This window comes from Starkeya nomas, assembly GCF_902703545.1.
GTDB lineage: Bacteria > Pseudomonadota > Alphaproteobacteria > Rhizobiales > Xanthobacteraceae > Ancylobacter > Ancylobacter moscoviensis.
Window position 1 is genome coordinate 786,710 of the sequence record NZ_CACSAS010000001.1, and the last position, 21,670, is coordinate 808,379.

At 67.9% G+C, this 21,670-nt stretch carries 21 protein-coding genes; 15 read left to right on the forward strand and 6 right to left on the reverse strand.

The features are described from left to right. Positions 1–11: 11 nt before the first annotated feature. From STARVERO_RS03790 to STARVERO_RS03820, 7 genes are all read left to right on the forward strand, one after another. Entirely contained in the window at positions 12–215 is a 204-nt protein-coding gene (locus tag STARVERO_RS03790) for a hypothetical protein (RefSeq protein WP_159597967.1), read from the forward strand. Between the two features lie 622 nt (positions 216–837). Next, positions 838–3,018, forward strand: a complete 2,181-nt coding sequence (locus STARVERO_RS03795) for a polysaccharide pyruvyl transferase family protein (RefSeq protein ID WP_244616551.1) — start codon at positions 838–840, stop codon at positions 3,016–3,018. Next, entirely contained in the window at positions 3,015–4,367 is a 1,353-nt protein-coding gene (locus tag STARVERO_RS03800) for a capsule biosynthesis protein (protein ID WP_159597969.1), read from the forward strand. The genes STARVERO_RS03795 and STARVERO_RS03800 overlap by 4 nt, the downstream gene beginning before the upstream one ends. Further along, positions 4,364–5,197, forward strand: coding sequence for an SDR family NAD(P)-dependent oxidoreductase (locus tag STARVERO_RS03805; RefSeq protein ID WP_159597970.1), 834 nt, complete (start codon positions 4,364–4,366; stop codon positions 5,195–5,197). The genes STARVERO_RS03800 and STARVERO_RS03805 overlap by 4 nt, the downstream gene beginning before the upstream one ends. Positions 5,198–5,403: 206 nt before the next feature. Then, positions 5,404–6,855, forward strand: a complete 1,452-nt coding sequence (locus STARVERO_RS03810) for a mannose-1-phosphate guanylyltransferase/mannose-6-phosphate isomerase (protein ID WP_159597971.1) — start codon at positions 5,404–5,406, stop codon at positions 6,853–6,855. A gap of 23 nt (positions 6,856–6,878) precedes the next feature. Continuing rightward, positions 6,879–7,949 carry a polysaccharide pyruvyl transferase family protein gene (locus STARVERO_RS03815; RefSeq protein WP_244616553.1) on the forward strand — a complete coding sequence of 357 codons (1,071 nt, stop codon included), beginning with the start codon at positions 6,879–6,881 and terminating at the stop codon, positions 7,947–7,949. A 67-nt stretch (positions 7,950–8,016) separates the two neighbouring features. Continuing rightward, positions 8,017–9,339 carry a glycosyltransferase family 4 protein gene (locus STARVERO_RS03820; protein ID WP_144343036.1) on the forward strand — a complete coding sequence of 441 codons (1,323 nt, stop codon included), beginning with the start codon at positions 8,017–8,019 and terminating at the stop codon, positions 9,337–9,339. 21 nt (positions 9,340–9,360) lie between these two features. On the opposite strand, the gene STARVERO_RS03825 is transcribed toward STARVERO_RS03820, so the two are convergent. The 3 genes from STARVERO_RS03825 to STARVERO_RS03835 form a co-directional block, all read right to left on the reverse strand. Then, on the reverse strand, positions 9,361–9,849 hold the full coding sequence (locus tag STARVERO_RS03825; RefSeq protein ID WP_159597972.1) for an SRPBCC family protein: 489 nt from the start codon (positions 9,847–9,849) through the stop codon (positions 9,361–9,363). Beyond that, positions 9,846–10,208: an ArsR/SmtB family transcription factor gene (locus STARVERO_RS03830; protein WP_159597973.1), complete on the reverse strand. Its 363-nt coding sequence runs from the start codon at positions 10,206–10,208 to the stop codon at positions 9,846–9,848. The genes STARVERO_RS03825 and STARVERO_RS03830 overlap by 4 nt, the downstream gene beginning before the upstream one ends. A gap of 171 nt (positions 10,209–10,379) precedes the next feature. Further along, a complete protein-coding gene (locus STARVERO_RS03835; RefSeq protein WP_159597974.1) occupies positions 10,380–11,123 on the reverse strand; it encodes a carbonic anhydrase in 744 nt (247 codons plus the stop codon). A 238-nt stretch (positions 11,124–11,361) separates the two neighbouring features. On the opposite strand from STARVERO_RS03835, the gene STARVERO_RS03840 reads away from it, so the two are divergent. From STARVERO_RS03840 to STARVERO_RS03875, 8 genes are all read left to right on the forward strand, one after another. Continuing rightward, the gene (locus STARVERO_RS03840; protein ID WP_244616555.1) at positions 11,362–12,285 is read left to right on the forward strand and encodes a helix-turn-helix domain-containing protein; all 924 of its coding nucleotides are present in this window, start codon (positions 11,362–11,364) and stop codon (positions 12,283–12,285) included. Positions 12,286–12,460: 175 nt separating this feature from the next. Continuing rightward, the gene (locus tag STARVERO_RS03845) at positions 12,461–12,865 is read left to right on the forward strand and encodes a c-type cytochrome (protein WP_144343032.1); all 405 of its coding nucleotides are present in this window, start codon (positions 12,461–12,463) and stop codon (positions 12,863–12,865) included. Between the two features lie 61 nt (positions 12,866–12,926). After that, a complete protein-coding gene (locus STARVERO_RS03850) occupies positions 12,927–13,886 on the forward strand; it encodes a quinoprotein relay system zinc metallohydrolase 2 (RefSeq protein WP_159597975.1) in 960 nt (319 codons plus the stop codon). A gap of 369 nt (positions 13,887–14,255) precedes the next feature. Further along, positions 14,256–16,061 carry a lanthanide-dependent methanol dehydrogenase XoxF5 gene (xoxF5, locus tag STARVERO_RS03855; protein ID WP_144343030.1) on the forward strand — a complete coding sequence of 602 codons (1,806 nt, stop codon included), beginning with the start codon at positions 14,256–14,258 and terminating at the stop codon, positions 16,059–16,061. A gap of 219 nt (positions 16,062–16,280) precedes the next feature. Then, positions 16,281–16,865: a c-type cytochrome, methanol metabolism-related gene (locus STARVERO_RS03860; RefSeq protein WP_144343029.1), complete on the forward strand. Its 585-nt coding sequence runs from the start codon at positions 16,281–16,283 to the stop codon at positions 16,863–16,865. Positions 16,866–16,935: 70 nt separating this feature from the next. Next, positions 16,936–17,757 (forward strand): substrate-binding domain-containing protein, encoded by an 822-nt coding sequence (locus STARVERO_RS03865; protein WP_159601570.1) that lies wholly within the window; start codon positions 16,936–16,938, stop codon positions 17,755–17,757. A 20-nt stretch (positions 17,758–17,777) separates the two neighbouring features. Then, positions 17,778–18,365 carry a PQQ-dependent catabolism-associated CXXCW motif protein gene (locus STARVERO_RS03870; RefSeq protein ID WP_159597976.1) on the forward strand — a complete coding sequence of 196 codons (588 nt, stop codon included), beginning with the start codon at positions 17,778–17,780 and terminating at the stop codon, positions 18,363–18,365. A 70-nt stretch (positions 18,366–18,435) separates the two neighbouring features. Beyond that, positions 18,436–19,089 (forward strand): HXXEE domain-containing protein, encoded by a 654-nt coding sequence (locus tag STARVERO_RS03875; protein WP_159597977.1) that lies wholly within the window; start codon positions 18,436–18,438, stop codon positions 19,087–19,089. A gap of 3 nt (positions 19,090–19,092) precedes the next feature. On the opposite strand, the gene STARVERO_RS03880 is transcribed toward STARVERO_RS03875, so the two are convergent. The 3 genes from STARVERO_RS03880 to STARVERO_RS03890 all read right to left on the reverse strand — a co-directional run bounded on the left by STARVERO_RS03880 (position 19,093) and on the right by STARVERO_RS03890 (position 21,602). Beyond that, a complete protein-coding gene (locus STARVERO_RS03880; protein ID WP_159597978.1) occupies positions 19,093–19,716 on the reverse strand; it encodes a hypothetical protein in 624 nt (207 codons plus the stop codon). A 70-nt stretch (positions 19,717–19,786) separates the two neighbouring features. Then, on the reverse strand, positions 19,787–20,629 hold the full coding sequence (locus STARVERO_RS03885; RefSeq protein WP_200837655.1) for an ABC transporter permease: 843 nt from the start codon (positions 20,627–20,629) through the stop codon (positions 19,787–19,789). Between the two features lie 175 nt (positions 20,630–20,804). Beyond that, the gene (locus STARVERO_RS03890) at positions 20,805–21,602 is read right to left on the reverse strand and encodes an ABC transporter ATP-binding protein (protein WP_144343025.1); all 798 of its coding nucleotides are present in this window, start codon (positions 21,600–21,602) and stop codon (positions 20,805–20,807) included. Positions 21,603–21,670 lie beyond the last annotated feature (68 nt).

Sequence of the window (21,670 nt, forward strand, 5' to 3'; positions counted from 1 at the left end):
GAATCGGCCAGATGCTGAGCGTTCAGAAGTTGTTCTTCAGGTTTTACGTCGCCTCCGCTGACGCGAAGGTCACGCAGATTCTCGGCCAGCGACGCGATATCCGCCTGTCCGAAATCGTGCCCAGCCTGACGCCTGAAGGTCTCGAGATTCATGAGCCACCCGTTTCGCTGGTCGACGTGTTTTTACAGAAACAACCCCTGGGCACCGTCACATAGCCCCGCAAACGGTGCACGAGGTGTGCATTGCAGCATCAAAAGCAAACGGCTGTCTAGATACTTTTTCATGTAGTACTGCACCAATATGTTGTACCTGAGGTATCTGATAACCGAATTTGCTTAGTAATATGTCTCCATGCTGCGAATGTAACGAATTTCGAATTAATCTTTTACCGTTTCATGGCGAGTCATGATGCAATCGACAGTCTATTTAGACTCATCTGAATGCGGCGATAACATGAAACCTAGCGTAAAGGTGCAATAATACCGATTGATTGTATCAATTGATTGATCCGCTCTATCGACGTGACCAATCATTGGTTGTTGCGTTGCGGCCGCTTGCTTCTTGCGGTGCATGTGGCCCTGGTATGCCAGCGGCGGGGAGGGCACGGGGTGTTCCGCAACGGCATGGAGGGCGTGCGAGCGGCCTCGCGAGCGGCTCTTTGCCCCGTTTCCGCCCAAAAGGTTCCAAATTCGAAAATATTTTCGTTGGTGTGGACAGCGGAAACGAAAGTAGTCATTCTACTGGAAACAAGACCCCGATAAGGGAGCTTCATGCGTCGGTTATTTCGACATTGCTTTCAGTTCGTGAGGTAGTATGCGGGCACCGCTGGAAGATATCGTGCGGGCCGAGGGTGAGGTCAGGCTCGGATGGGCCGGTTCGACCACCCTCATGGACTATCTGAATTTCGAGGACGCCCTCAGTCCCGTCATGACGGCGATGGTGGGTGGCCTGCCGGTGCGGCGCGTGCCGGCCAAGTCGCGTTCCGTGCGGATGGCGGCCATCGGGGCGATCGGCCATACGTTCGAGGGCGGCGAGGTCCACGTCTGGGGCACCGGCTGCTCGCCGTGGAAGAATCCGTCCGCGCCGGCCGACCGGCGGGTCGCCTTCGCGCCGTCCGGTCACGGCGCCATCGTGCTGCACGCGACCAGTGGGCCGGTGGCGGAAAAGCTGATGAGCAACGGCGGTCCGCGTCCGGGCCTCTACGGCGATCCCGCCTGGCTGCTGCCGCGCTTCTATCGCCCGCGCATCCGCAAGAAATGGAAGCTCGGCGTCATCCTGCACCTTTCCGAGCTTGCCGACCGCTCCTACGAGGCGCGCCCGCAGCCGGCCTTCGCGCGCTACCGCGTCCCGGAGGAGTTCCGGGACGACGTTCACCTCATCACCACGGTGACGCCCCTCGGCGTGCCGGCGCTCAAGGCCAAGCTCGACGAGATTCTCGCCTGCGAGCGCATCGTCTCCATGAGCATGCACGGGCTGGTCGTCGCCGAGGCCTACGGCATTCCGTGCCTGTACTTCCCGCCGCTGCCGGAACCCCGCGGCCTCGGCCGCCTGGAGCTCGATCCGGACGGGCCGGCGGACCTGCGGATCGTCGACCTTTATCTCGGCCTCGGTCGCCGGCACGTCGCCGCCTATTTCCAGGACCGCGGCCTGCCGACCGACTGGCAGGCGGTGATGGATGCGGTGGACCGCGCCTGGGAGCCGGCACAGTTCGACGCCGATCGCCTGATCGACGTCTTCCCCTTCTCGCCGGCGCCGCTCAAGGCATCGTCGGGCAGAAGCATCTGGGATCATCCGACCATAAAGGGACTTGTCTTGCAGCATGACGTGGCCCTGCTGCGCCAGCAGGATCGTGACACCGAGGGCGAGGTCGAAGCGGAGGCTCCCGCCGCGGCGCCCTCTTCGAACCAATCGCCGGCGCGCGCGTTGAACGGGGCGCGGCAGAGCGAACCCGAGATCAGCCCGGTGATGAACGGGGTCGCGGCCGAGCCGAAGGGGCCCGCACCGCAGATGACGCCCGAGGTCGCCACCCTCCTGCGCATGAACGCCGACCGGATATCCATTCCGTTGTCGTGGGCAGCGACGACGCGGGAATCGCCGCACGCGAATCTGGGCGATACGCTGAGCGCGCTCATCGTCGCCGGCATGGCCGGCGTGCCGGTCCGCCGGGCCGGGTTCGACCAGCCCATCGAGCGCATGGTCGCCGTCGGCACCATCGGCCACAACCAGCGCAACGGCGTGCTGCATTTCTGGGGCACCGGCGTCGACGCCGAGCGCAATCCGGTCGATCCGCTGGTGCGCGGCTATGTGCGCCCGTCCGACACCCAGTTCCACATCCACGCGCTGCGCGGCCCCAACAGCGCGCGCACGCTGCGCGCGGCCGGCATGCACGTGCCGGATATCTTCGGCGATCCGGTGTGGATGCTGCCGCGCTTCTGGCCGATGAAGGATGTCGAGAAGACCCACGATCTCGGGGTCATCCTCCACATCACCGAGCTGGAAGACCGCACGCTGGAGGCCGCCGTGAAGCCGGCGCTTCGCCGCTACGGCATTCCAGAGGCCTTCAAGGACCGCATCCGGCTCATCAACACGCACTGCCCGCCGACCCCGGAAGGCATGCGCCGCAAGGTGGCGGAGATCGTCTCCTGCCGCGCCATCGTCTCCACCAGCCTGCACGGTCTCGTCATCTCGGAGACCTACGGCATCCCCTGCGCCTGGTTCGCCACCTATGGCGACGGCGAGGGGCGGATGCTCGAACTGGGCAATCCGCAGCACCAGATCGACCACCGCATGCGGGATTTCTATTCCGGCGTCGGGCGTTCGACCCTGTCTTCCTATTGTCTCGACCGCTCGCGGCCGACCGACTGGAACGCCGTGCTGTCCTGGGTCCACGGCAAGTGGCAGCCGCTGGTCTATGACGACACGCCGCTGATCCGCGCCTTCCCGATGCCGCTCGCCGTATCGCCGGAGGCGCCCTCGTGGCCGCTGCCGGGCGAGATCGTCGATCGGATCGACTATTGAGCGCCGCCACGGCGCAAGGCGCGGCGATGAACCGCGTGGAACATGCGGGCGTCGCCTTCGACGTGCCGCGCCGGACGGCGACGGGAACGTCGTCCGGAATGGACGAGGACACCCGGCGCCGGGGCGGGGGGAAGGGCCTGGCCGGGCGTTGCTTCCTGTTCCTTCAGGGGCCGGCCTCGCCCTTCGGCTGGCGTCTCGCCCGTGCGCTGCGTCGGCGCGGGGCGCGCGTGGTGAAGGTGAATCTGTGCGGGGGCGATGTGGTCTTCTGGCCCGGCCCCGCGCGGTTCTATCGCGGCAGGCCGCAGGATTGGCCCGCCTATGTGGAGCGGCTCATGGCCGAGGAAGCGGTGAGCGATCTCGTGCTGTTCGGCGACTGCCGGCCGTATCACGCGCCGGCGGTGGCGGCCGCTCGCGCGCGCGGCGCCGGCCTGCATCTGCTCGAGGAAGGCTATGTCCGCCCCGGCTGGATCACGCGCGAGCGCCATGGCGTGAACGCGCATTCCGACCTTCCGCGTACGTCCGAGGGCGTGCGGGAGGCATCGGCCGGCCTGCCGGAGGTCATCCGCGCGGCGGAGGCGCTGCCCGAGCCTTTCGCCCGCCGCGCGCTGTGGGACATTGCCTGGCACGCCGGCCATGCCGCTCTGGCGCCGCTGTTCTTCCGCTACCGGCGGCACACGCTGGTGCATCCGGCCGCCGACTATGCTGGCTGGCTGGTGCGCTGGTTCAGTGCGCCGGCAGCGGCCCGCCGGGACCGGGCCGCGATGTCCCGTCTCGCGGATGGCCGCCCCTATTTCCTGCTGCCGCTGCAGCTGGAAGGCGACTACCAGATGCGGGTGCATTCGGACTTCCGCTCGGTGGAGGAGGTGGCCCGGCTGGTGCTGGGCTCCTTCGCGAGGCAGGCCCCGTCGGGGGCACGTCTCGTCGTCAAGCGGCATCCCTATGACACCCGCCTGCCGGCGACCGGCCGGATGATCGCGCGGCTCGCCGATGAATATGGGCTGGCGGACCGCGTCGTCTTCATCGAGGGAGGCGACATCGATGCGCTGGTGGTGGCCAGCGCCGGCGTCGTGCTGGTCAACTCGACCACGGCGGTCATCGCGCTGCGGAACGGGCGTCCCCTGAAGGTGCTCGGCCGCGCTACCTACGACATGCCGGGGCTCGCACATCAGGGCTCCCTCGATGCCTTCTGGCGCGAGACGCCGCGGCCCGATGCCGAGCTGGTGCGGGCCTATCGCCGGCTCGTCATCGCCCGCACGCAGATCGCCGGCGGCTTCTTCGCGCCCGCCGCCATCCAGCGGGCGGTGGACGGGCTGGTCATGCGCATGGTGACGGAGGGGGCGCCCGCATGAGCGGCCGGCACATCCTCATCACCGGGGCCTCGGGCGGGATCGGCGCCGCGCTGGCCCGGCACTATGCGAGGCCCGGCGTGGCGCTCGTGCTGGTCGCCCGCCATGCGGGGCGCCTCGGTGCCGTCGCCGAGGCATGCCGCGAGCGGGGCGCGCAGGTCAGCGCCCTGACGCTCGACGTGCGCGAAAGCGAGGCGCTGGCCGATCTCATCGCCCGCTTCGACGCGGAAAGGCCCATCGACACGGTGATCGCCAATGCCGGCGTCGAGTCGAGCCTTGGCCGGGAAGGGCAGGCCGAGCTGCTGTCCGACGCGCTGGCGCAGATCCGCACCAATTTCGAGGGCGCGGTGGCGACGGTGCTGCCGCTGCTCGATCCGATGCGCGCGCGGGGCGCCGGGCGCGTCGTCCTCGTCGCCTCGCTGGCCGGGCGCATGCCGCTGCCGGACCAGCCGACCTATAGCGCCACCAAGGCGGGGCTCATCGCCTTCGGCGAGGCGCTGCGTCCCGTGCTGGCCGCGCGCGGCGTGAGCCTCACCGTCGCCTGTCCCGGCTTCGTCGCGACCGGCATGAGCCGGGACTATGGCGGCTGGCGGCCGCTGGAATGGAGCGCCGAGCGGGCGGCGGCGGCCATCGCCGCCGCGGCCGATCGCGGGGCGCGCGGGATCGCGTTCCCCTGGCCGCTCGTCGCGCTGGTCGGGCTGGGGCGCTGCGTGCCGGCGCGGCTCCGGGAATGGGTGCTGCGGCTGTTCTTCGTCGCCGACATCCGGCGCGGCGCGCCGTCTACGCGCGTGGGCGGCATGGTGCGGGTGGAAGGTGAATCTGTCCATCGATGACAGAAATGTTTCACGCTTTCGCCCTATTGGTAAATATTCGTTTCGAATATACGTCTCGAAAATGAAATAATATTTGAAATAAATCATACGTCGACTCTAATGTTGACGTATTTTGTCTTATATATACTATCTCGCATGTGCGAAATCTGACAATTCAGACCCTATTTCAATACCGCGTCGACGTCGCAACGTGAGGAGAACAACCGATGGCCGCTGGCTCCAAGATCGTCCCTGTCATTCTCGCGGGCGGGTCCGGCACCCGGCTCTGGCCGATCTCGCGGGATTCGCTGCCGAAGCAGTTCCTGCCGCTGTCGACCTCGGGCGGCACGCTCTATCAGGACACGTTGCAGCGCGTTGCGCCGGGCGAGATGTTCGCCTCGCCGATCATCGTCACCAATGAGGAATTCCGCTTCTTCGCCCAGCGCCAGGCCCGCGAGGTCGGCATCGAGCCGACCGTGCTGCTGGAGCCGGTGCGTCGTGATTCCGCACCTGCGCTGATCGCGGCGACGCTGCTCGCCCAGAGCCTGCACGGCGACGAGGCGACGCTGCTGGTGCTCGCGGCCGATCACGTCATCGGCGACACCGGCCTCTTCCACGAGGCCTGCCGCAAGGCGCACGGCGCCGCCAAGCTCGGCAACATCGTCACCTTCGGCATCACCCCGACCGAGCCGCGCACCTCCTACGGCTACATCCGCCGCGGCGCGGCGCTGAACGGCGGCTCGGCCGCGCAGGTCGAGGCCTTCGCCGAAAAGCCGACCGCGGACGTGGCGCGCGACTATGTCGAGGCCGGCTATCTCTGGAACTCCGGCAACTTCCTCTTCCCCGCCCATGTGATGCTGGAGGAGGCGGAAGGCTTCGAGCCGGAGATCGTCGACGCGGTCCGCCGCGCCGTCACCACCGCCAAGAATGATCTCGGCTTCTGCCGGCTCGGCGCGGACTTCCACGCCGCTCCCAGCCTGTCCATCGACTATGCGGTGCTGGAGCGCACCAGCCGCGCGGCCGTCGTCGAGGGCAATTTCCCCTGGTCGGACGTCGGCAGCTGGAACGCCATGCGCGAGATCGGCGAGACCGACGAATTCGGCAACGTGCAGCGCGGCCCGGTACGGGTCATCGACGCCGAGAATTCCTACGTCCATTCCGAGGGCCCGCTCGTCGCGGCCATCGGCGTGAGCGGCCTGTCGGTGGTCGCCACGGGCGACGCCGTGCTGGTCATGCCTTCCGAGCGTTCCGAGGAGGTCAAGCACCTCGTCGCCTCGCTCAAGAAGGAGCGCCGCAACGAGGCCAACGAGCATCCCAAGTGCCACCGGCCCTGGGGCAGCTACGAGACGATCAATCTGGGCGGCCGCTTCCGCGTGAAGAAGATCATCGTCGATCCGGGCGAGCGGCTGTCGCTGCAGAAGCACCACCACCGGTCCGAGCACTGGATCGTCGTGCGCGGCACGGCCGAGGTCACGGTGAACGAGAAGGTGTTCATGGTTCAGGAGAACGAGTCCACCTACATCCCGCTCGGCGCGGTGCACCGGCTGACCAATCCCGGCCGCATCCCGCTTGAGCTCATCGAGGTGCAGGTCGGCTCCTATCTCGGCGAGGACGACATCGTGCGTCTGGACGACGTGTACAACCGCGTCGAGGCCCCTGCGGCCGTCGCCGTCTCCTGAACGAAACAAGAGAGGACAAGCGAGTGATCGCACCCACCCTGCGCAGCATCGTGCGCGACACCGGCGTCGTTCCGCTCACCTGGGCCGCCGCCACGCGCACGCAGCACTACCTCAACCTGGGCGACGCCCTCAGCCCGGTCATGGTCGCGCTGCTGTCCGGCAAGCCGATCATGCACCAGGCCCACGACTCCACCGGCACCCGCATGGCGGCGGTCGGCACCATCGCCCAGAACCTCAAGGGTGGCGACATCTCGGTCTGGGGCACGGGCTCGTCCCGCTACCTCAACCCGGTGCAGGAAGGCGAGCGCGTGCTGTTCCGGCCCGATCCCGCCTCGCGCTACCGCGTGCACGCCACGCGCGGTCCGGTCAGCCGGGCCATTCTCGGCGAGGAGAACGCGGTCGGCGCGCCGGTGTTCGGCGATCCGGTGTGGGCGCTGCCGCGCTTCTACAATCCGAAGATCGAGAAGAAGTGGGAGATCGGCGTCATCGTCCATCTCTCCGACCTCACCGACCGCTCGCTCGATACCAAGCCGCGCGAGGCCTATGAGCGCTATCACATCCCGCCGGAGCTGGAAGGCAAGGTCCACATCATCAACACGCTGACCGCGATCAGCTCGAGCGCGATGCGCGAGAAGCTGGACGAGATCCTCGCCTGCAAGCGCCTCGTCTCGACCAGCCTGCACGGCATGGTGTTCGCGGAGAGCTACGGCATCCCCTGCCTCTACTTCTCGCCGCGCGGCGCGCCGGAAGGGCTGATCAACCGCAAGCTCGACCCGGACGACGGCTACGATCTGCGCATCACCGACCTCTATCAGGGGCTCGGCCGCACGCATCTGCCGGTCTATGTGCAGCGCCGCAACCGGCCGACCGACTGGGAGCACCTGATGTGGTCGATCGACCTGGCGTGGGAGCCGATCGACTTCGACATCGATCCGCTCATCGACGCCTTCCCCATCGACGTCGCCCCGGTTCGCGCGGCGAAGGGAAGCGACGTGTTCGAGCTTCCGCTGATCCGCGACATTCCCTACGCGCATGTGGGTGGTCCCGCGCCGGCGCGTGCCCGGGTGCCGGAGGCGCACGCTGTTGCGGGGTGACGAGAGCGGCGCGGGCGCGCCGCCGGTCCGTTCGACGGTTTCGCGGCCGACGCGCCGCGGAACCGTGATGATCGACGGGTACAATCTGGCGCTGGAAGCGGGCACGGGTGTCGCCACCTATGCCCGCAACCTGAGCTTCGCCTGCGGCGAGCTCGGCTACCGCACCGAGATCCTCTACGGCACGCGGGCGGCGCCCAGCGCGGACCCGCTGCTGCGCGAGATCGCGTTCTTCGATCCCAATGCCGGCTCGCCGTCCTTCCTGTTGGAACTCAGCCGGCGGCTCATGCAGCTGTGCACCTCGCCGCTCGGCATCCGCGCGCGGGAGGTGCCGATGTCCGGCAAGGTGATCTCCCGGGCGTTCCAGTCGCGCATGCCCCATTACGACCGGATCTGGAACGCGCCGGAGCTGTTCTCGCGCAGCTACTGGCATTTCCATGCCTACAAGCGCTTCCTCACCGTGGGCGGCGTGACGCGGCCGGAGCTGATGCACTGGACCTATCCGCTGCCGATCCGGCTGCCGGGCACGCGCAACATCTACACGCTGCACGACCTGGTGCCGCTGCGCCTGCCCTTCACCACGCTCGACAACAAGAAGTTCTACAAGCGGATGATCGAGGGCGTGCTCAGGCGCGCCGATCACATCGTCACCGTCTCGGAGACCTCGAAGCGCGATATCGTCGAGCTGTTCGGCTATCCCGAGGAAAAGATCACCAACACCTATCAGGCGGTCTCGATCCCGCGGAAATACGCGGAGAAGCCGGACGATCTGGTGCGCGAGGAAGTGGAGGGGGCCTTCGGCCTGCCCTACAAGGGCTACTTCCTGTTCTTCGGCGCCGTCGAGCCGAAGAAGAACATTTCCCGCCTGATCGAGGCCTACCTCGCCTCGCAGGTGGAGGAGCCTCTGGTGCTGCTCGGCAAGACGGCGTGGAAGGCGGGGGAGGAGCTGCGCTTCCTCAACGAGGGCTCGAACCGCTATCTGGAGCAGCTCGACAACCTCACCTTCACCCGCGACCGCGTGCGCCGCTTCGACTACGCGCCGTTCCCGCTGCTGGTCAGCCTGATCCGCGGCGCCAAGGCGCTGGTGTTCCCCTCGCTCTATGAGGGCTTCGGCCTGCCGGTGCTGGAGGCGATGTCGCTCGGCACGCCGGTCATCAGCTCCAACACCGCCTCGCTCCCCGAGGTGGCGGGCGACGCCGCGCTGCTGGTCGATCCCTATGACCCGCGCGCCATCGCCAACGCCATCAAGACGATCTCCACGGATGGCGAGCTGCGCGCGGCGCTGTCGGCGCGCGGCCGCGCGCAGGCGGCGCTGTTCTCGGAAGAGCGCTACCGCGAGAGGCTGTCGGCGCTCTACGACAGGCTGATGCCGGCGGACGGCGCCGTCGTCTGACGCCGCCGCCCATGCGGTGCGCTATGCCACCGCGCCGGACTTGATGTAGTCCACCATCTGCGTCGCCACCGTGCCCCAGCCGTCGTGGAAGCCCATCTTCTCGTGGGAGTCGCGGGTTTCCTCGTTGCCGTGGATGGCGAGCGCCGTGTAGCGCGTGCCGGACCCCACGGGCGTCAGGATCAGCGCGCCGGTGAAGAACGGGTTCGGCGCCGGGCGGAAGCCGGGCAGCAGCGTGTCGGTGAAGACGAGGCGCTGCTGCGGGACGACGTCGAGATAGCAGCCGGCATTGTCGTGCTCTTCGCCTTCCGGCGAGCGCATCACCGTGCGGAAGACGCCGCCGGGCCGCAGGTCGATCTCGCAGGCGGAGATGCTCCACGGCTTGGGGACGAACCACTCCTTCAGATGGGCCGGCGTGGTCCACGCCTTCCATACGAGATGGACGGGCACGTCGATCTCGCGTTCCAGCTTGAGGTCGTATTTCGGGTCGAACGTGGCGAGGGGCGAGGTCATTCCGGCGTCTCCTCCTTCATGGACAACAGGTAACTGTCGAGCCGGTCGAGCCGCTGCTCCCACAGGGTACGCTGGCGGCCGAGCCAGTCCTCGGCGAGCTTCAGCTGCGCCGTTTCGAGCTGATAGGTCCGCACCCGCCCCACCTTGCGCGAGCGCACCAGCCCGCAGCCCTCCAGCACCTTCATGTGTTCAAGGAAGGAGGGCAGGGCCATGCGGTAGGGGGCGGCGAGTTCGCTCATCGACGCCTGCTTGACGGTCAGCCGCTCCACCACGTCCCGCCGCGTCGGGTCCGCCAGCGCGCGGAAGATGCCGTCGATGACGACGGCGGGCGGGGCGGGAGATTGGACGGCAGGCGGCATGGAGATCCTCGAACGGGACGGTGCCGGCAACAGGAGCCGTCACCTCGCATCTGTCTATCGGACGTCAATACTTAGGTCAATAACTAAGTATTTGGACGTGCCGGAAATCCCGCCGGGCGGGGCGTCCGGTCGAAGGCGGGAAGCCCGGCCGGAAGGGCCGGGCGGAAAGGGTCAGATGACAGTGACCTTGCCGGTGGCGAGGTCGTAGACGCCGCCGACGACCTTGAGCTTACCGTCGCGGATGAACTCGGAGATGATCGGCGTCGAGGTTTCCAGTTCGCGCACATTGTAGCGCACGTTCTCGACGATCGCCGCGTTGAGCTGGTCCTCGGGCTTGGCCTTCAGCACGATCTCGACGGCCGGCTTGATGTTGCTCACCAGCTCGCCGAGATGGCCGGGCAGGCTGATATTGTCCTTCACCACCTTGATGGTGGCGTCGACGGCGCCGCAATTGGTGTGACCCAGCACCATGATGAGCGGCATGCCGAGGAACTTCACGCCGTATTCGAGGCTGGCGAGCCCGTCGTCATTGACGAAATTGCCGGCGACGCGGACGACGAACAGTTCGCCCGGCCCCTGATCGAAGGCCAGTTCCGGCGCGACACGCGAATCCGCGCAGCTCACCAGCCCGGCGAAGGGGTGCTGCGACAGCGCGCGGGCGGCCCGGCCGGCGGAGAAATCCGTGCAGTTCGGCGTCCCGCCGGCGTAGCGGGCATTGCCCTCCATCAGCCGCTTCAGCGCCTCGTCGGGGCTTATCGCGTTCGGCGCGGTAGCCGTCGTCGCGGTGTCCGCGGAAGCGGGCAGGGCGAAGCCGCCGAGAAAGGCGGCCGAGGCCACGCCCAGCCCGGCGCCGAAGACGTGGCGGCGGGACAGGGCAGGGCGTTCATCATCGTGGTGGCTGTGGTCGACACACATGAGGTTTCCTCTCTGGATCGATCTGTTGTTGGTGCGGCGTGGGTCGGCCGCCGGGCGGACATCCGTGCGGCCGCGATGTTCCTGCACATGCGCGCTTTCGCTCGCATATCCGTCCGCTCGCTTACTTCAGCGGGTGTGTCGGACGGATATCGCGTGAAGGTAGGTTCGTTCCGGGCCGGAACGCCAGTATTTCTATGCGGCCATCCGGGGCCAGCCCAAACTTTGCAGGTATCGCGCGGTGCCGAGACGACGGTCGATCGAGGGAGACGCGGCCCCCACCGGACGCCCGGCGCAGGTGCTGCCGGAGGGTTTCGGCGCGCGGGCCGACCATCTGCTGCGGCACCCGCGCTTCCGGCCCGCTCTCGCCCGCTACTGCGCGAGCATGTCGGCCGGCGCGTCGATCCGCTGGCCCTATTACAAGCTGTTCGATCAGCTCGGGCGTTACCTCGTCTGCTTCATGCTGATCCACAACTACTACGCCTGGCGCTACCGGGGCGGCCCGCCGCCGACCCTCTCCGCCCTGCAGAAGGTGGCGGGGGTGAGCGCCCGCCACACCGCCGGTTTCGTCGCGGCGCTGAAGGCCGGGCGCCTGGTGGAGGTCGCGGCCGATCCGGCGGACCGGCGCGCCACGCTGCTGGTGCCGACCGCCATCGTCATCGCGGAGATCGGCCGCTCCATGCGCCTCTTCGTCGAAGCGGTCGACGCCATCGAGGAACGCCGCCCCGGCCATGCCGAGGCGCTCGCCGATCCCCATCGGCTCGGCGACCTGATCAGCCGTTCGGCGGCCTATGTGCTGGCGAACGGCACGCTGCTCCACGCCTTTCCCGGCGTTCTCCACTTCACCCAGCGCGATTGCGGCTATCCGCTGCTGACGGCGGTGGTCGGCCGGCACTATGCGCAGACGCTCGACGCCGCGCCGCCGGCCGAGCCGCTGCTGCGGCGGGCGCTCGCCGGGCGGCTGCAGGTCTCGCCCGCCCATGTCGGCAGCCTGCTCGCGGAGGCGGAGGCGCGAGGCTGGTTCGCGGTGGGGCCGGGCGGGTCGGTCACCTGGATGGCCGAGCCCTTCCTCGACGAGTTCGAGCGCTGGTCCGCCTGGCAGATGGCGCATTTCGAGGCGCTGCGCGAGCCGTCGGACGAGGCCCCGGCGGCCCTGCCCGCGTGACCCGGCGCGCGCGGGATCGGGTCGCGAGGGATGCTCTCCCCCGCGACGAAATGCACCGCGCGCGATGGAGCTTTCCACGTCTAGGATCGTTCTAACCGGGGCGCTATGATCGGCGCCCTGTCGCAGGCGCCGCGTGAGACGGCGCCGTTCAACGATGTCTGCCTGGAAGGACGCCATGAATCGCTTCGTCATCACCGCTGCCCTGCTCGCGCTGGGCTCCACCGCCGCCCTCGCCCAGAGCCCGGCCGGCGACCCGGCCAAGGGCGCCAACGTCTTCAAGAAGTGCATGGCCTGCCATGCCGTCGGCGAAGGCGCCAAGAACAAGGTCGGCCCGGAGCTGAACGGCATCGTCGACCGCAAGATGGGCGCGGTAGAAGGCTTCAACTATTCCGACACGCTCAAGGAGCACAACGCCAAGGGCGACGTGTGGACCGCGGAGGTGCTGAGCAAGTACCTCGAGAATCCGAAGGCTTACATGCCGGGCATCAAGATGGTGTTCGCCGGCCTGCCCAAGGAGACCGACCGCGCGGATCTGCTCGCCTATCTCTCCGGCTTCAACGCCGACGGCACCAAGAAGTAAGATCGCCGCCCCCGCGCCCGACGCGGGGGCTCATGACGCCGGCCCCTAGCTCGGTCGTCCCATGCCGGTCCCGTTCCGCCCGGATCGTCGCCGCCTTCTCGCCCTCGGTGCCGCGCTGGCAGCGGGGGGCGCCGGGGTCGTGCGTCCCGGTTCCGCGGCGGCCGCCGGGCCGTTGCCGCTGGAGCGGGTCGCCGACGGCGTCTTCGTCTATCGCGCGCCCTACGAGCTGATCGCCCCCGCCAATGACGGGGCGATCGCCAACATGACGTTGGTGGTCGGCAGCGAGGCCGCGGCGGTGGTCGACACCGGCAACAGCCGGCTGTCGGGCGAACGCATGCTCGCGGCGGCGCGGGCCGTCACCGACCGGCCGCTGCGCTACGTGATCAACACCCACATGCATCCCGACCACACGCTGGGCAACGCCGCCTTTGCCGGTGAGGGCGTGCGCTTCGTGGGGCATCACAAGCTCCCGCGCGCCCTGTCGCTGCGCAGCGAGACCTATCTCGCGCAGGCGAATCGGCTGCTCGGGGCGGAGGCGGAGGGCACCCGTATCGTGCTGCCCGATCTCCTCGTGGAGGACCGCCTCGCGCTCGATCTCGGCGGGAGGGCGCTGCAGCTTGAAGCGCATCCCACGGCCCATACCGACAACGACCTGACGGTCTTCGATTCGGCCACCGGCACCTGGATCATGGGCGATCTGCTGTTCGTCGGGCATATCCCGACCCTCGACGGCAGCCTGCAGGGATGGCTCGCGCTGCTCGACATGCTCACCGCCCGGCGGGCCGCGCGAGCCGTACCCGGGCACGGCCCGGCCAGCGTCGCATGGCCGCAGGCGGTGGCGGCCGAGCGCGCCTATCTCGACGGCCTGCGCACCGATGTGCGTCGCATCATCGCCGAGGGGCGGCCGATGAGCGCGGCGCCGGACCTCGCGCGCCCGTCGGAACGCGAGCAATGGGCGCTGTTCGACGAGTTCAACGCGCGCAACGCCATCGCCGCCTATCATGAGTTCGAATGGGAATAGTTCTGTTGCGGCGCAGCAGGCGCGTCCGCGGCGGATCATGGTAAGTTCAAGTATAAATCCCTGGTATATTGTATTTTTGTTCGCACTTGCAGCAAAATCATAATAAGAGCTCTTTCTCTAAGAGTTCTTATTGCGCGCCCCAGGAATTCGGATTAGCCTCGCTTTGTCTTCGGCTTCAACGGCTTTCGGGGGAAGTCCCGATCCGGTTCGTAGGCCAGCTTGGGGCAGGTGCCCCCGTGAAATCCGGCTGCTTCTCCCCCAGCCGGTCGTGACACGCTGCCGAGGACGAAAGGTCAGAACGGCAAAACAAGCCGCGGCGGATCGATCGTTATGGTCGGTCCCGGAGGATCGTTCAGGAGGAGAGTAGGCATGCGCAAGCTTTTTGCGGCGGCATTGATGAGTGCTGCGGCAGTCTATGCTTGGCCGGCTTCGGCCAATGACGGGCTGATGAAGATCATCAAGGACCCCAAGCAATGGGGCATCCAGACCGGCGACTACGCCAACACCCGCTATTCCAAGCTCGACCAGATCAATGCCGCCAATGTCGGCAAGCTTCAGGTCGCCTGGACATTCTCGACCGGCGTGCTGCGCGGCCATGAAGGTGGTCCGCTCATCATCGGCGACATGATGTATGTCCACACGCCGTTCCCCAACATCGTCTATGCCCTCGACCTGAACGACGACGGCCGGATCGTCTGGAAGTACGAGCCCAAGCAGGATCCGAACGTCATCCCGGTCATGTGCTGCGACACCGTCAACCGCGGTCTCGCCTATTCCGACGGTATGGTCTTCCTGCATCAGGCCGACACGACGCTGGTCGCGCTCGACGCCAAGACCGGCGAGAAGAAGTGGTCGGTGGTGAACGGCGATCCCAAGAAGGGTGAAACCAACACCGCCACCGTTCTTCCGGTGAAGGACAAGGTGATCGTCGGTATTTCCGGCGGCGAGTTCGGCGTGCGCTGCCACGTGACGGCTTACGACACCAAGACCGGCAAGCAGATCTGGCGCGGCTATTCCATGGGCCCGGACAGCGACCTGCTCGTCGACCCGGAGAAGACCACGGCGCTCGGCAAGCCGATCGGCAAGGATTCCTCGCTGAAGAGCTGGGAAGGCGATCAGTGGAAGATCGGCGGCGGTTGCACCTGGGGCTGGTACTCCTACGACCCCGAGACCAACCTCGTCTATTACGGCTCGGGCAACCCCTCGACCTGGAACCCGGCCCAGCGCCCGGGCGACAACAAGTGGTCGATGACCGTCTGGGCGCGTGACGCCGACACCGGAATGGCCAAGTGGGTCTACCAGATGACCCCCCACGACGAGTGGGACTATGACGGCGTGAACGAGATGATCCTCACGGATCAGCAGTTCAACGGCCAGCCGCGCAAGCTGCTCACCCATTTCGACCGCAACGGCTTCGGCTACACCCTCGATCGCGTGTCCGGCGACCTGCTCGTCGCCGAGAAGTACGATCCGGCGGTGAACTGGGCCACCAAGGTCGACATGGACCGCAACAGCCCGACCTTCGGTCGTCCGCTGGTCGTCTCGCAGTACTCGACCGCTCAGCAGGGCGAGGACGTGAACACCAAGGGCATCTGCCCGGCGGCGCTCGGCACCAAGGACCAGCAGCCGGCGGCCTTCTCGCCGAAGACCAACCTGTTCTACGTGCCCACCAACCACGTGTGCATGGACTACGAGCCGTTCCGCGTCAGCTACACCGCGGGCCAGCCCTATGTCGGTGCCACCCTGTCCATGTATCCGGCGCCGAACAGCCATGGCGGCATGGGCAACTTCATCGCCTGGGACAACACCAAGGGTAAGATCGTCTGGTCGCTGCCCGAGCCGTTCTCGGTGTGGTCGGGTGCTCTCGCCACCGCCGGCGACGTGGTGTTCTACGGCACGCTGGAAGGCTACCTGAAGGCGGTCGACAGCAAGACGGGCAAGGAACTCTACAAGTTCAAGACCCCGTCGGGCATCATCGGCAACGTCACCACCTACGAGCACAAGGGCAAGCAGTACATCGCCATCCTGTCGGGTGTCGGTGGCTGGGCGGGCATCGGCCTTGCGGCCGGCCTGACCGACCCGAACGCCGGTCTCGGCGCGGTGGGTGGCTATGCGGCCCTGTCGAACTACACCAACCTCGGTGGTCAGCTCACGGTGTTCGCTCTGCCGAACTGAGGCATGAAGGGCCGGCGTCCTTGGGGCGCCGGTCATTTCCAGCAAGTGCGGGGGGCCTGGCCGCCGGTCGAACCGGCGGGCCAGGCCCCACCGTCTCAGGCCCTTGGGCCTTATGAAAATCTTAGAACAATTCCGAACGAGCGCTGTCGGCCCGGGAGCCGTGCGCGCTTCGACCGTCGGACATGGCCCCCTCGCGGCGCCCCCTGAGGAGACTGCTTCATGAAGAATACCGTTCGCGGATGGCTTGTTTCCGGCGCTCTGCCGGCGTCCGCCGGCGTGTCGGCTCTGATCCTGGCGGCCGCCCTTGTTCTGCCCGTTCCCGCCCTTGCCCAGCAGGCCGCTCCGGCGGCGACGAGCGCCGAGCCGGTCGTCAAGGAGAGGGACGATCTGGGCAAGTACACGCTGCCTGACGGCGATCCGACCTACAACATCCAGCCCGACGGCACGATGGACTGGTACACCTATTCCGGTTACCGCCGCTATCACGCCGAGTGCCACGTCTGCCACGGCCCGGACGGCATGGGTTCCACCTACGCCCCGGCGCTCGCCACCTCGCTGAAGACCCTGACCTATGCGCAGTTCATGGAAACCGTGGTCAACGGCAAGAAGACCGTCGGCGTCGGCACCGCCGACCAGGTCATGCCGGCCTTCGGCGAGAACAAGAACGTCATGTGCTACCTCGACGACATCTACGTCTACCTCAAGGCCCGCGCCGACGGCGCCCTTGGCCGCGAGCGGCCGAGCAAGCGCGAGGACAAGGCGAAGGCGTACACGGACAATGAGAAGCAATGCTTCGGAGGCTGACGTGATGGCGGGCGTGCGCGCGGTGGCCGGGCCCTCCGCCGGCCTTGCCGGAAGGGGCGTCGCGGCGCTGATGCCGGCGCTCGCCCTTGCCCTTGCCCTCGCTCTCGCCGCTCCCACGCCCGCGGCGGCGCAGGTGTCCGACCTCGTCGACCGCTCGACGCTGCGGGTCTGCGCCGATCCGGCGAACATGCCCTTCACCAATGAGGAAGGGCAGGGCTTCGAGAACAAGATCGCCGAGCTCATGGCCGAGAAGCTCGGCCTGCCGCTCGACTACACGTGGTTTCCGCAGGCGACCGGCTTCTACCGCATGACGCTCGGCGCCAAGCGCTGCGATGTGGTGATGGGCTATGTCGCCGGCGGCGATCCGGTGCTGAACACCAATCCCTACTACCGCTCCGCCTGGGTGCTGGTCGCCAGGAAGGACAGCGACCTCGCCGGCGTCGACACGCTGGAGGATCCGCGCCTGAAGGGTCGGCGCATCGGCGTCGTCGCCGGCTCGCCGCCGGGCGACCTGATGACCCGCAACGGGCTGATGCCGATGGCGAAGCCCTACGCGCTGATGGTCGACCGCCGCTTCGAAAGCCCCGCCGAAGCGATGATCGCCGACATCGACAGCGGCGACATCGATGCGGGCATCCTGTGGGGGCCGATCGGCGGCTATTACGCGAAGAAATCGCAGATCCCGCTGTCGATCGTGCCGCTGGTGAAAGAGAAGGGCGACCCCTCGCTGGTCTACCGCATCACCTTCGGCATCCGGCCCGGTGAGCTGAACTGGAAGCACCAGCTCAACGAGTTCATCAAGAGCCAGCAGGGCGCCATCGATCGCATCCTGCTCGACTATGGCGTGCCGCTGCTGGATGGGCAGGACCGTCCCATCGTGCAGGCCCCCTGAACGAGGCGCGGGAGGAGGCGATGAGCACCCGTCCCGAGAAACCGCTCAGCCGCCTGGCGTGGCTCGGCATCGCCGGGCTGGCGGTCGTGCTCTACGCGCTCGCGCCCTCCACCGGGCGCGGCGAGACCGCCGTGCCGGAGCCGGACGGCTACCGCATGGACGGCTACCGCGCCCCGACGCCGGCCACGCTGCGCGGCGCGCGGGTGGTCGATACCGCCGGGGCGGAGAAGCTGTGGCGCGACAAGGCGGCGCTGTTCGTCGACGTGATGCCGCGCGACGTGAAGCCGGCCAATCTGCCGCCCGGCACCATCTGGCGCGACAAGCGGCGCGACGACCTGCCCGGCAGCGTCTGGCTGCCCAATGTCGGCTACGGCGCCATCACCGCCGAGACGGACGGCTATTTCCGCCGCAGCCTCGAGACCCTGACCGGGGGCCGGCGCGATGCCGCGCTGGTGTTCTACTGCCAGACCGATTGCTGGATGAGCTGGAACGCCGCCCGTCGGGCGCAGGGCGAATACGGCTACACCAACATCATCTGGTACCCGCTCGGCAGCGACGGCTGGGCCAAGGCCGGCCTGCCGCTCGAAGAGGCCAAGCCCTTCCCTTGACATCCGTGACCCGGCGGCCCTCCCGATACCGCCCTGCCGGCGGCGGCGAAAATCAGGTTATGCTCGCCGCATGGAAGATCCGGAAACCGGCCCGCATCGGGAATTCAGGCTGACGCCGCGGCTCATCGGCCTGCCGCTCGTCGGTTCGTGGCTCGCCGGCCATTGGGTGGCGGGGGCCGGCTTCATGGCCGCCGCGCTGGTCGCCGCCGTGCCGCTCCTCGTCGTGACGGCGCCGCTCGCCCTGCTGCTGATCTTCCTGCACAGCCCGGCCTATATGCTCCACCAGGTCGAGGAGCATGCCGGCGACCGCTTCCGCCGCTTCGCCAACGCGGTCGTGTTCGGCGGACGCGAGGGGCTGAGCACGGCCGGTGTGCTGGTCATCAATGTCGGCGTCGTCTGGACGCTGAACCTCGCCGCGCTCTACGCCGCGCTATTGTGGGGGCCGGGCTACGGGCTGGTGGCGCCCTATGCGGTGCTGGTCAACGGGCTGACGCATATCGGCGCCCGGCTGCGGCTCGGCGTCTACAATCCCGGCCTCGTCACGGCGGTGGCGCTGTTCCTGCCGCTCGGCCTCGTCACCATCGCCGTGGTCGGAAGCGCGCCGGGCGTGGACTGGCGGTTCCATGCCGTGGCGCTGGCGGCCGCGGTGCTGCTGCATCTCGCCATCATCGCCTATGTCGCGTGGCGCCTGCGCCGGCTCGGCCGGGCGGCGCCGCGCGGCTGAGGCTCACTCCATCACGTTCTGGATGGCGCGGGCGAGCGAGAAGGCGCGCTGTTCCAGCAGCACCGGGCTTTCGCACACGGCCGTCATCGCCTGGTTGCGGGCGTCGTAGATGCGGGTGTCCCAGAGCAGGCGCTGTTCCAGCTCCGCCGCCTTCGCCTTGTCGGCGTCGCCGGTCGCGGCCTTCTTCGCCTTGGCGAGGTCGAGGCTCTCGTCCTTGATGCGCTTGGAAAGCTCGATCTGGTGCTGCGAATAGCGCTCGATGCCGCTGATGATGCGGCTGCGCCGGGCGTTGATCTGGTCGAACACGCCGGCGAAGAGCCGGGTCAGCCGCTCCTTCTTCTCCGCGCCGGCCTTGCCGGCGAATTCCTCGATGCGCCTGGTGGCGTCGTCGATCGGCGTGCGCTGGGCCACCAGCACCGGCACCAGCTCGGCGACGGCGCGGTCCTCCTGCCAGGCGAGGTTCTCGATCGACGGGCCGGACCACATCTGGCCATAGGCGAGCACGGGCACCTTGCGCTGGATGCACGGCCACAGCCCGCCGGTCGGGGCGGCGGCCAGCGCCGGGGCGGCGGTCAGCAGCAGGAGCGGGACGGCGAAACGCAGGCTTCGGAAAGGCGTCGCGGGCATTGGCGTTTCCTCGGGTGTTCCTCAAGGCGTCTGGTTGGGGCCGCTAGGGGCCCCTTGTTGTTTGGCCGGCTCAACGGGCGGTCTCCGGCCCGCCGCGGCGGGCCATGACGCCGGCGGAGGGATCATACGCCAGGATGGACGCCGCGAGGAACACGAGCGCGCAACCGGCGACGACAAGCGCGGAAAACGGCTCGAACTGGCCGTAGAGCGCGAAGCGGATCAGCTCCACCGCATAGGTGAAGGGGTTCAGCGTGCAGATCCACCACAACACGAGGCTGCTCTCCTGCACCCGCCAGAGCGGGTAGAGGGCGGAGGAGGCGAAGAACATCGGGAAGATGACGAAGTTCATCACGCTGGCGAAGTTCTCCATCTGCCGGAACACGGAGGACATCAGCAGCCCCATGGCGCCGAGCATCAGCCCGGTCAGCAGTAGCGCCGGCAGCACGGCGAAATAGCCGATGGGCGGCAGCTCCACCTCCCAGAACCACGCGATGGCGAGGAAGGCGTAGACCTGCAGCAGCGAGACGCAGATGCCGGCGACGAGTTTGGAGACCAGCAGGAACCAGCGCGGATAGGGGCTCACCAGCAGGATGCGCATGGCCCCGACCTCGCGGTCATAGACCATGGAAAGCGACGACTGCAGCCCGTTGAAGAGCTGGATCATCGCCACCAGCCCCGGCGTCACATAGACCTCGTAGAGCACATAGGTGTCGTAGGGCGGGATGATCGAGACGCCGAGCACCGAGCGAAAGCCGGCGGCGAAGATGAACAGCCACACCAGCGGGCGCACCAGCGCGGAAAGGAAGCGGCCGCGCTGGTTCAGGAAGCGCAGCCCCTCGCGCCAGCAGATGCCGGCGAGCACGATGAAATAGCCGCCGAGCGGCAGCCGGAAGCGGGGCGAGGGGGCGCTCATGGATGCCTCCGATGGCGGGCCCGTACGCGCTGGTGGCAACTCCCTCCCTTTCCCCAGCGGGGAGAGGTGGCCCGCGAAGCGGGTCGGTGAGGGGTGACACCATGGCGGCGCGGCGAAGCCCTCTCTCCCCCGCGAGAAGAAGGAGCAGGTCCAACGGTCGGTAGCGATGCGTGCCTCATGCCGCCTCCGCCTCGTCGCCGACCAGCTTCAGGAAGGCGGCGCCGAGTTCGTCCGTGCCGGTCTGCGCCAGCATCTCCTCATAGCTGCCGCGCGCCCGCACCCGGCCCCGGTGCAGCACCACGATGCGGTCGCCCGGCTGGATCTCCTCGATGATGTGGGTCGCCCACAGCACACCGATCGCCTCCTGCGCCACCAGTTCGCGCACCTGCGCGACCAGCGCCGCGCGCGAGGCGATGTCGAGCCCCACTGTCGGCTCGTCCAGCAGCAGCAGGCGGGGGCGGTGAATGAGCGCGCGCACGATCTCGACCCGGCGCATCTGCCCGCCGGAGAGGTTGCGCACCTTGTCGCGGGCCCGGTCGGCGAGGCCGGCCTGCGCCAGCAGCTCCATCGCCCGGCGGCGGCCGGCGCCGAAGCCGATGCCGTGCAGCGTCGCGTGGTACAGCAGGTTGTCGAGGACGGAGAGCTCGAGGTCCAGCGTGCGCGCCTGGAACACCACGCCGAGCTGGCTCAGCGCCGCCGCCGGCTGGCGGCGCACATCGTAGCCGAGCACGTGGATCGCGCCGCTGCGGTTGTCGTAGAGCCGGGTGACCAGCGAGAAGAGCGTCGTCTTGCCGGCGCCGTTCGGGCCCAGCAGGGCGGTGAAGCTGCCGGCCGGCACATCGAGGCTGACATCGTCCAACGCCTTGCGGGCGCCGAAGGTGTGGGTGACGTCGCGAACCGCCAGCGCCGGCACGGCCGCTGGCGCCGCCCCGGCTCCGCGAGGGGAAGCCGTCTCGCGAGGCTGTTCCGTCATGGCGTCTCCCGCGTCGAGAGAAGAAAAGTCCCCGGCGCGGGCCGGGGACAGTGTTCACGAGGAGTATA

What these genes read in the sequence shown, in the direction of transcription:
- STARVERO_RS03790 (WP_159597967.1), top strand. Translation starts at nt 12, where the DNA reads ATGCTGAGCGTTCAGAAGTTGTTCTTCAGGTTTTACGTCGCCTCCGCT.
- STARVERO_RS03805 (WP_159597970.1), top strand. Translation starts at nt 4,364, where the DNA reads ATGAGCGGCCGGCACATCCTCATCACCGGGGCCTCGGGCGGGATCGGC.
- STARVERO_RS03810 (WP_159597971.1), top strand. Translation starts at nt 5,404, where the DNA reads ATGGCCGCTGGCTCCAAGATCGTCCCTGTCATTCTCGCGGGCGGGTCC.
- STARVERO_RS03820 (WP_144343036.1), top strand. Translation starts at nt 8,017, where the DNA reads ATGATCGACGGGTACAATCTGGCGCTGGAAGCGGGCACGGGTGTCGCC.
- STARVERO_RS03825 (WP_159597972.1), bottom strand. Translation starts at nt 9,849, where the DNA reads ATGACCTCGCCCCTCGCCACGTTCGACCCGAAATACGACCTCAAGCTG.
- STARVERO_RS03830 (WP_159597973.1), bottom strand. Translation starts at nt 10,208, where the DNA reads ATGCCGCCTGCCGTCCAATCTCCCGCCCCGCCCGCCGTCGTCATCGAC.
- STARVERO_RS03835 (WP_159597974.1), bottom strand. Translation starts at nt 11,123, where the DNA reads ATGTGTGTCGACCACAGCCACCACGATGATGAACGCCCTGCCCTGTCC.
- STARVERO_RS03845 (WP_144343032.1), top strand. Translation starts at nt 12,461, where the DNA reads ATGAATCGCTTCGTCATCACCGCTGCCCTGCTCGCGCTGGGCTCCACC.
- STARVERO_RS03850 (WP_159597975.1), top strand. Translation starts at nt 12,927, where the DNA reads ATGCCGGTCCCGTTCCGCCCGGATCGTCGCCGCCTTCTCGCCCTCGGT.
- xoxF5 (WP_144343030.1), top strand. Translation starts at nt 14,256, where the DNA reads ATGCGCAAGCTTTTTGCGGCGGCATTGATGAGTGCTGCGGCAGTCTAT.
- STARVERO_RS03860 (WP_144343029.1), top strand. Translation starts at nt 16,281, where the DNA reads ATGAAGAATACCGTTCGCGGATGGCTTGTTTCCGGCGCTCTGCCGGCG.
- STARVERO_RS03865 (WP_159601570.1), top strand. Translation starts at nt 16,936, where the DNA reads ATGCCGGCGCTCGCCCTTGCCCTTGCCCTCGCTCTCGCCGCTCCCACG.
- STARVERO_RS03870 (WP_159597976.1), top strand. Translation starts at nt 17,778, where the DNA reads ATGAGCACCCGTCCCGAGAAACCGCTCAGCCGCCTGGCGTGGCTCGGC.
- STARVERO_RS03875 (WP_159597977.1), top strand. Translation starts at nt 18,436, where the DNA reads ATGGAAGATCCGGAAACCGGCCCGCATCGGGAATTCAGGCTGACGCCG.
- STARVERO_RS03880 (WP_159597978.1), bottom strand. Translation starts at nt 19,716, where the DNA reads ATGCCCGCGACGCCTTTCCGAAGCCTGCGTTTCGCCGTCCCGCTCCTG.
- STARVERO_RS03885 (WP_200837655.1), bottom strand. Translation starts at nt 20,629, where the DNA reads ATGAGCGCCCCCTCGCCCCGCTTCCGGCTGCCGCTCGGCGGCTATTTC.
- STARVERO_RS03890 (WP_144343025.1), bottom strand. Translation starts at nt 21,602, where the DNA reads ATGACGGAACAGCCTCGCGAGACGGCTTCCCCTCGCGGAGCCGGGGCG.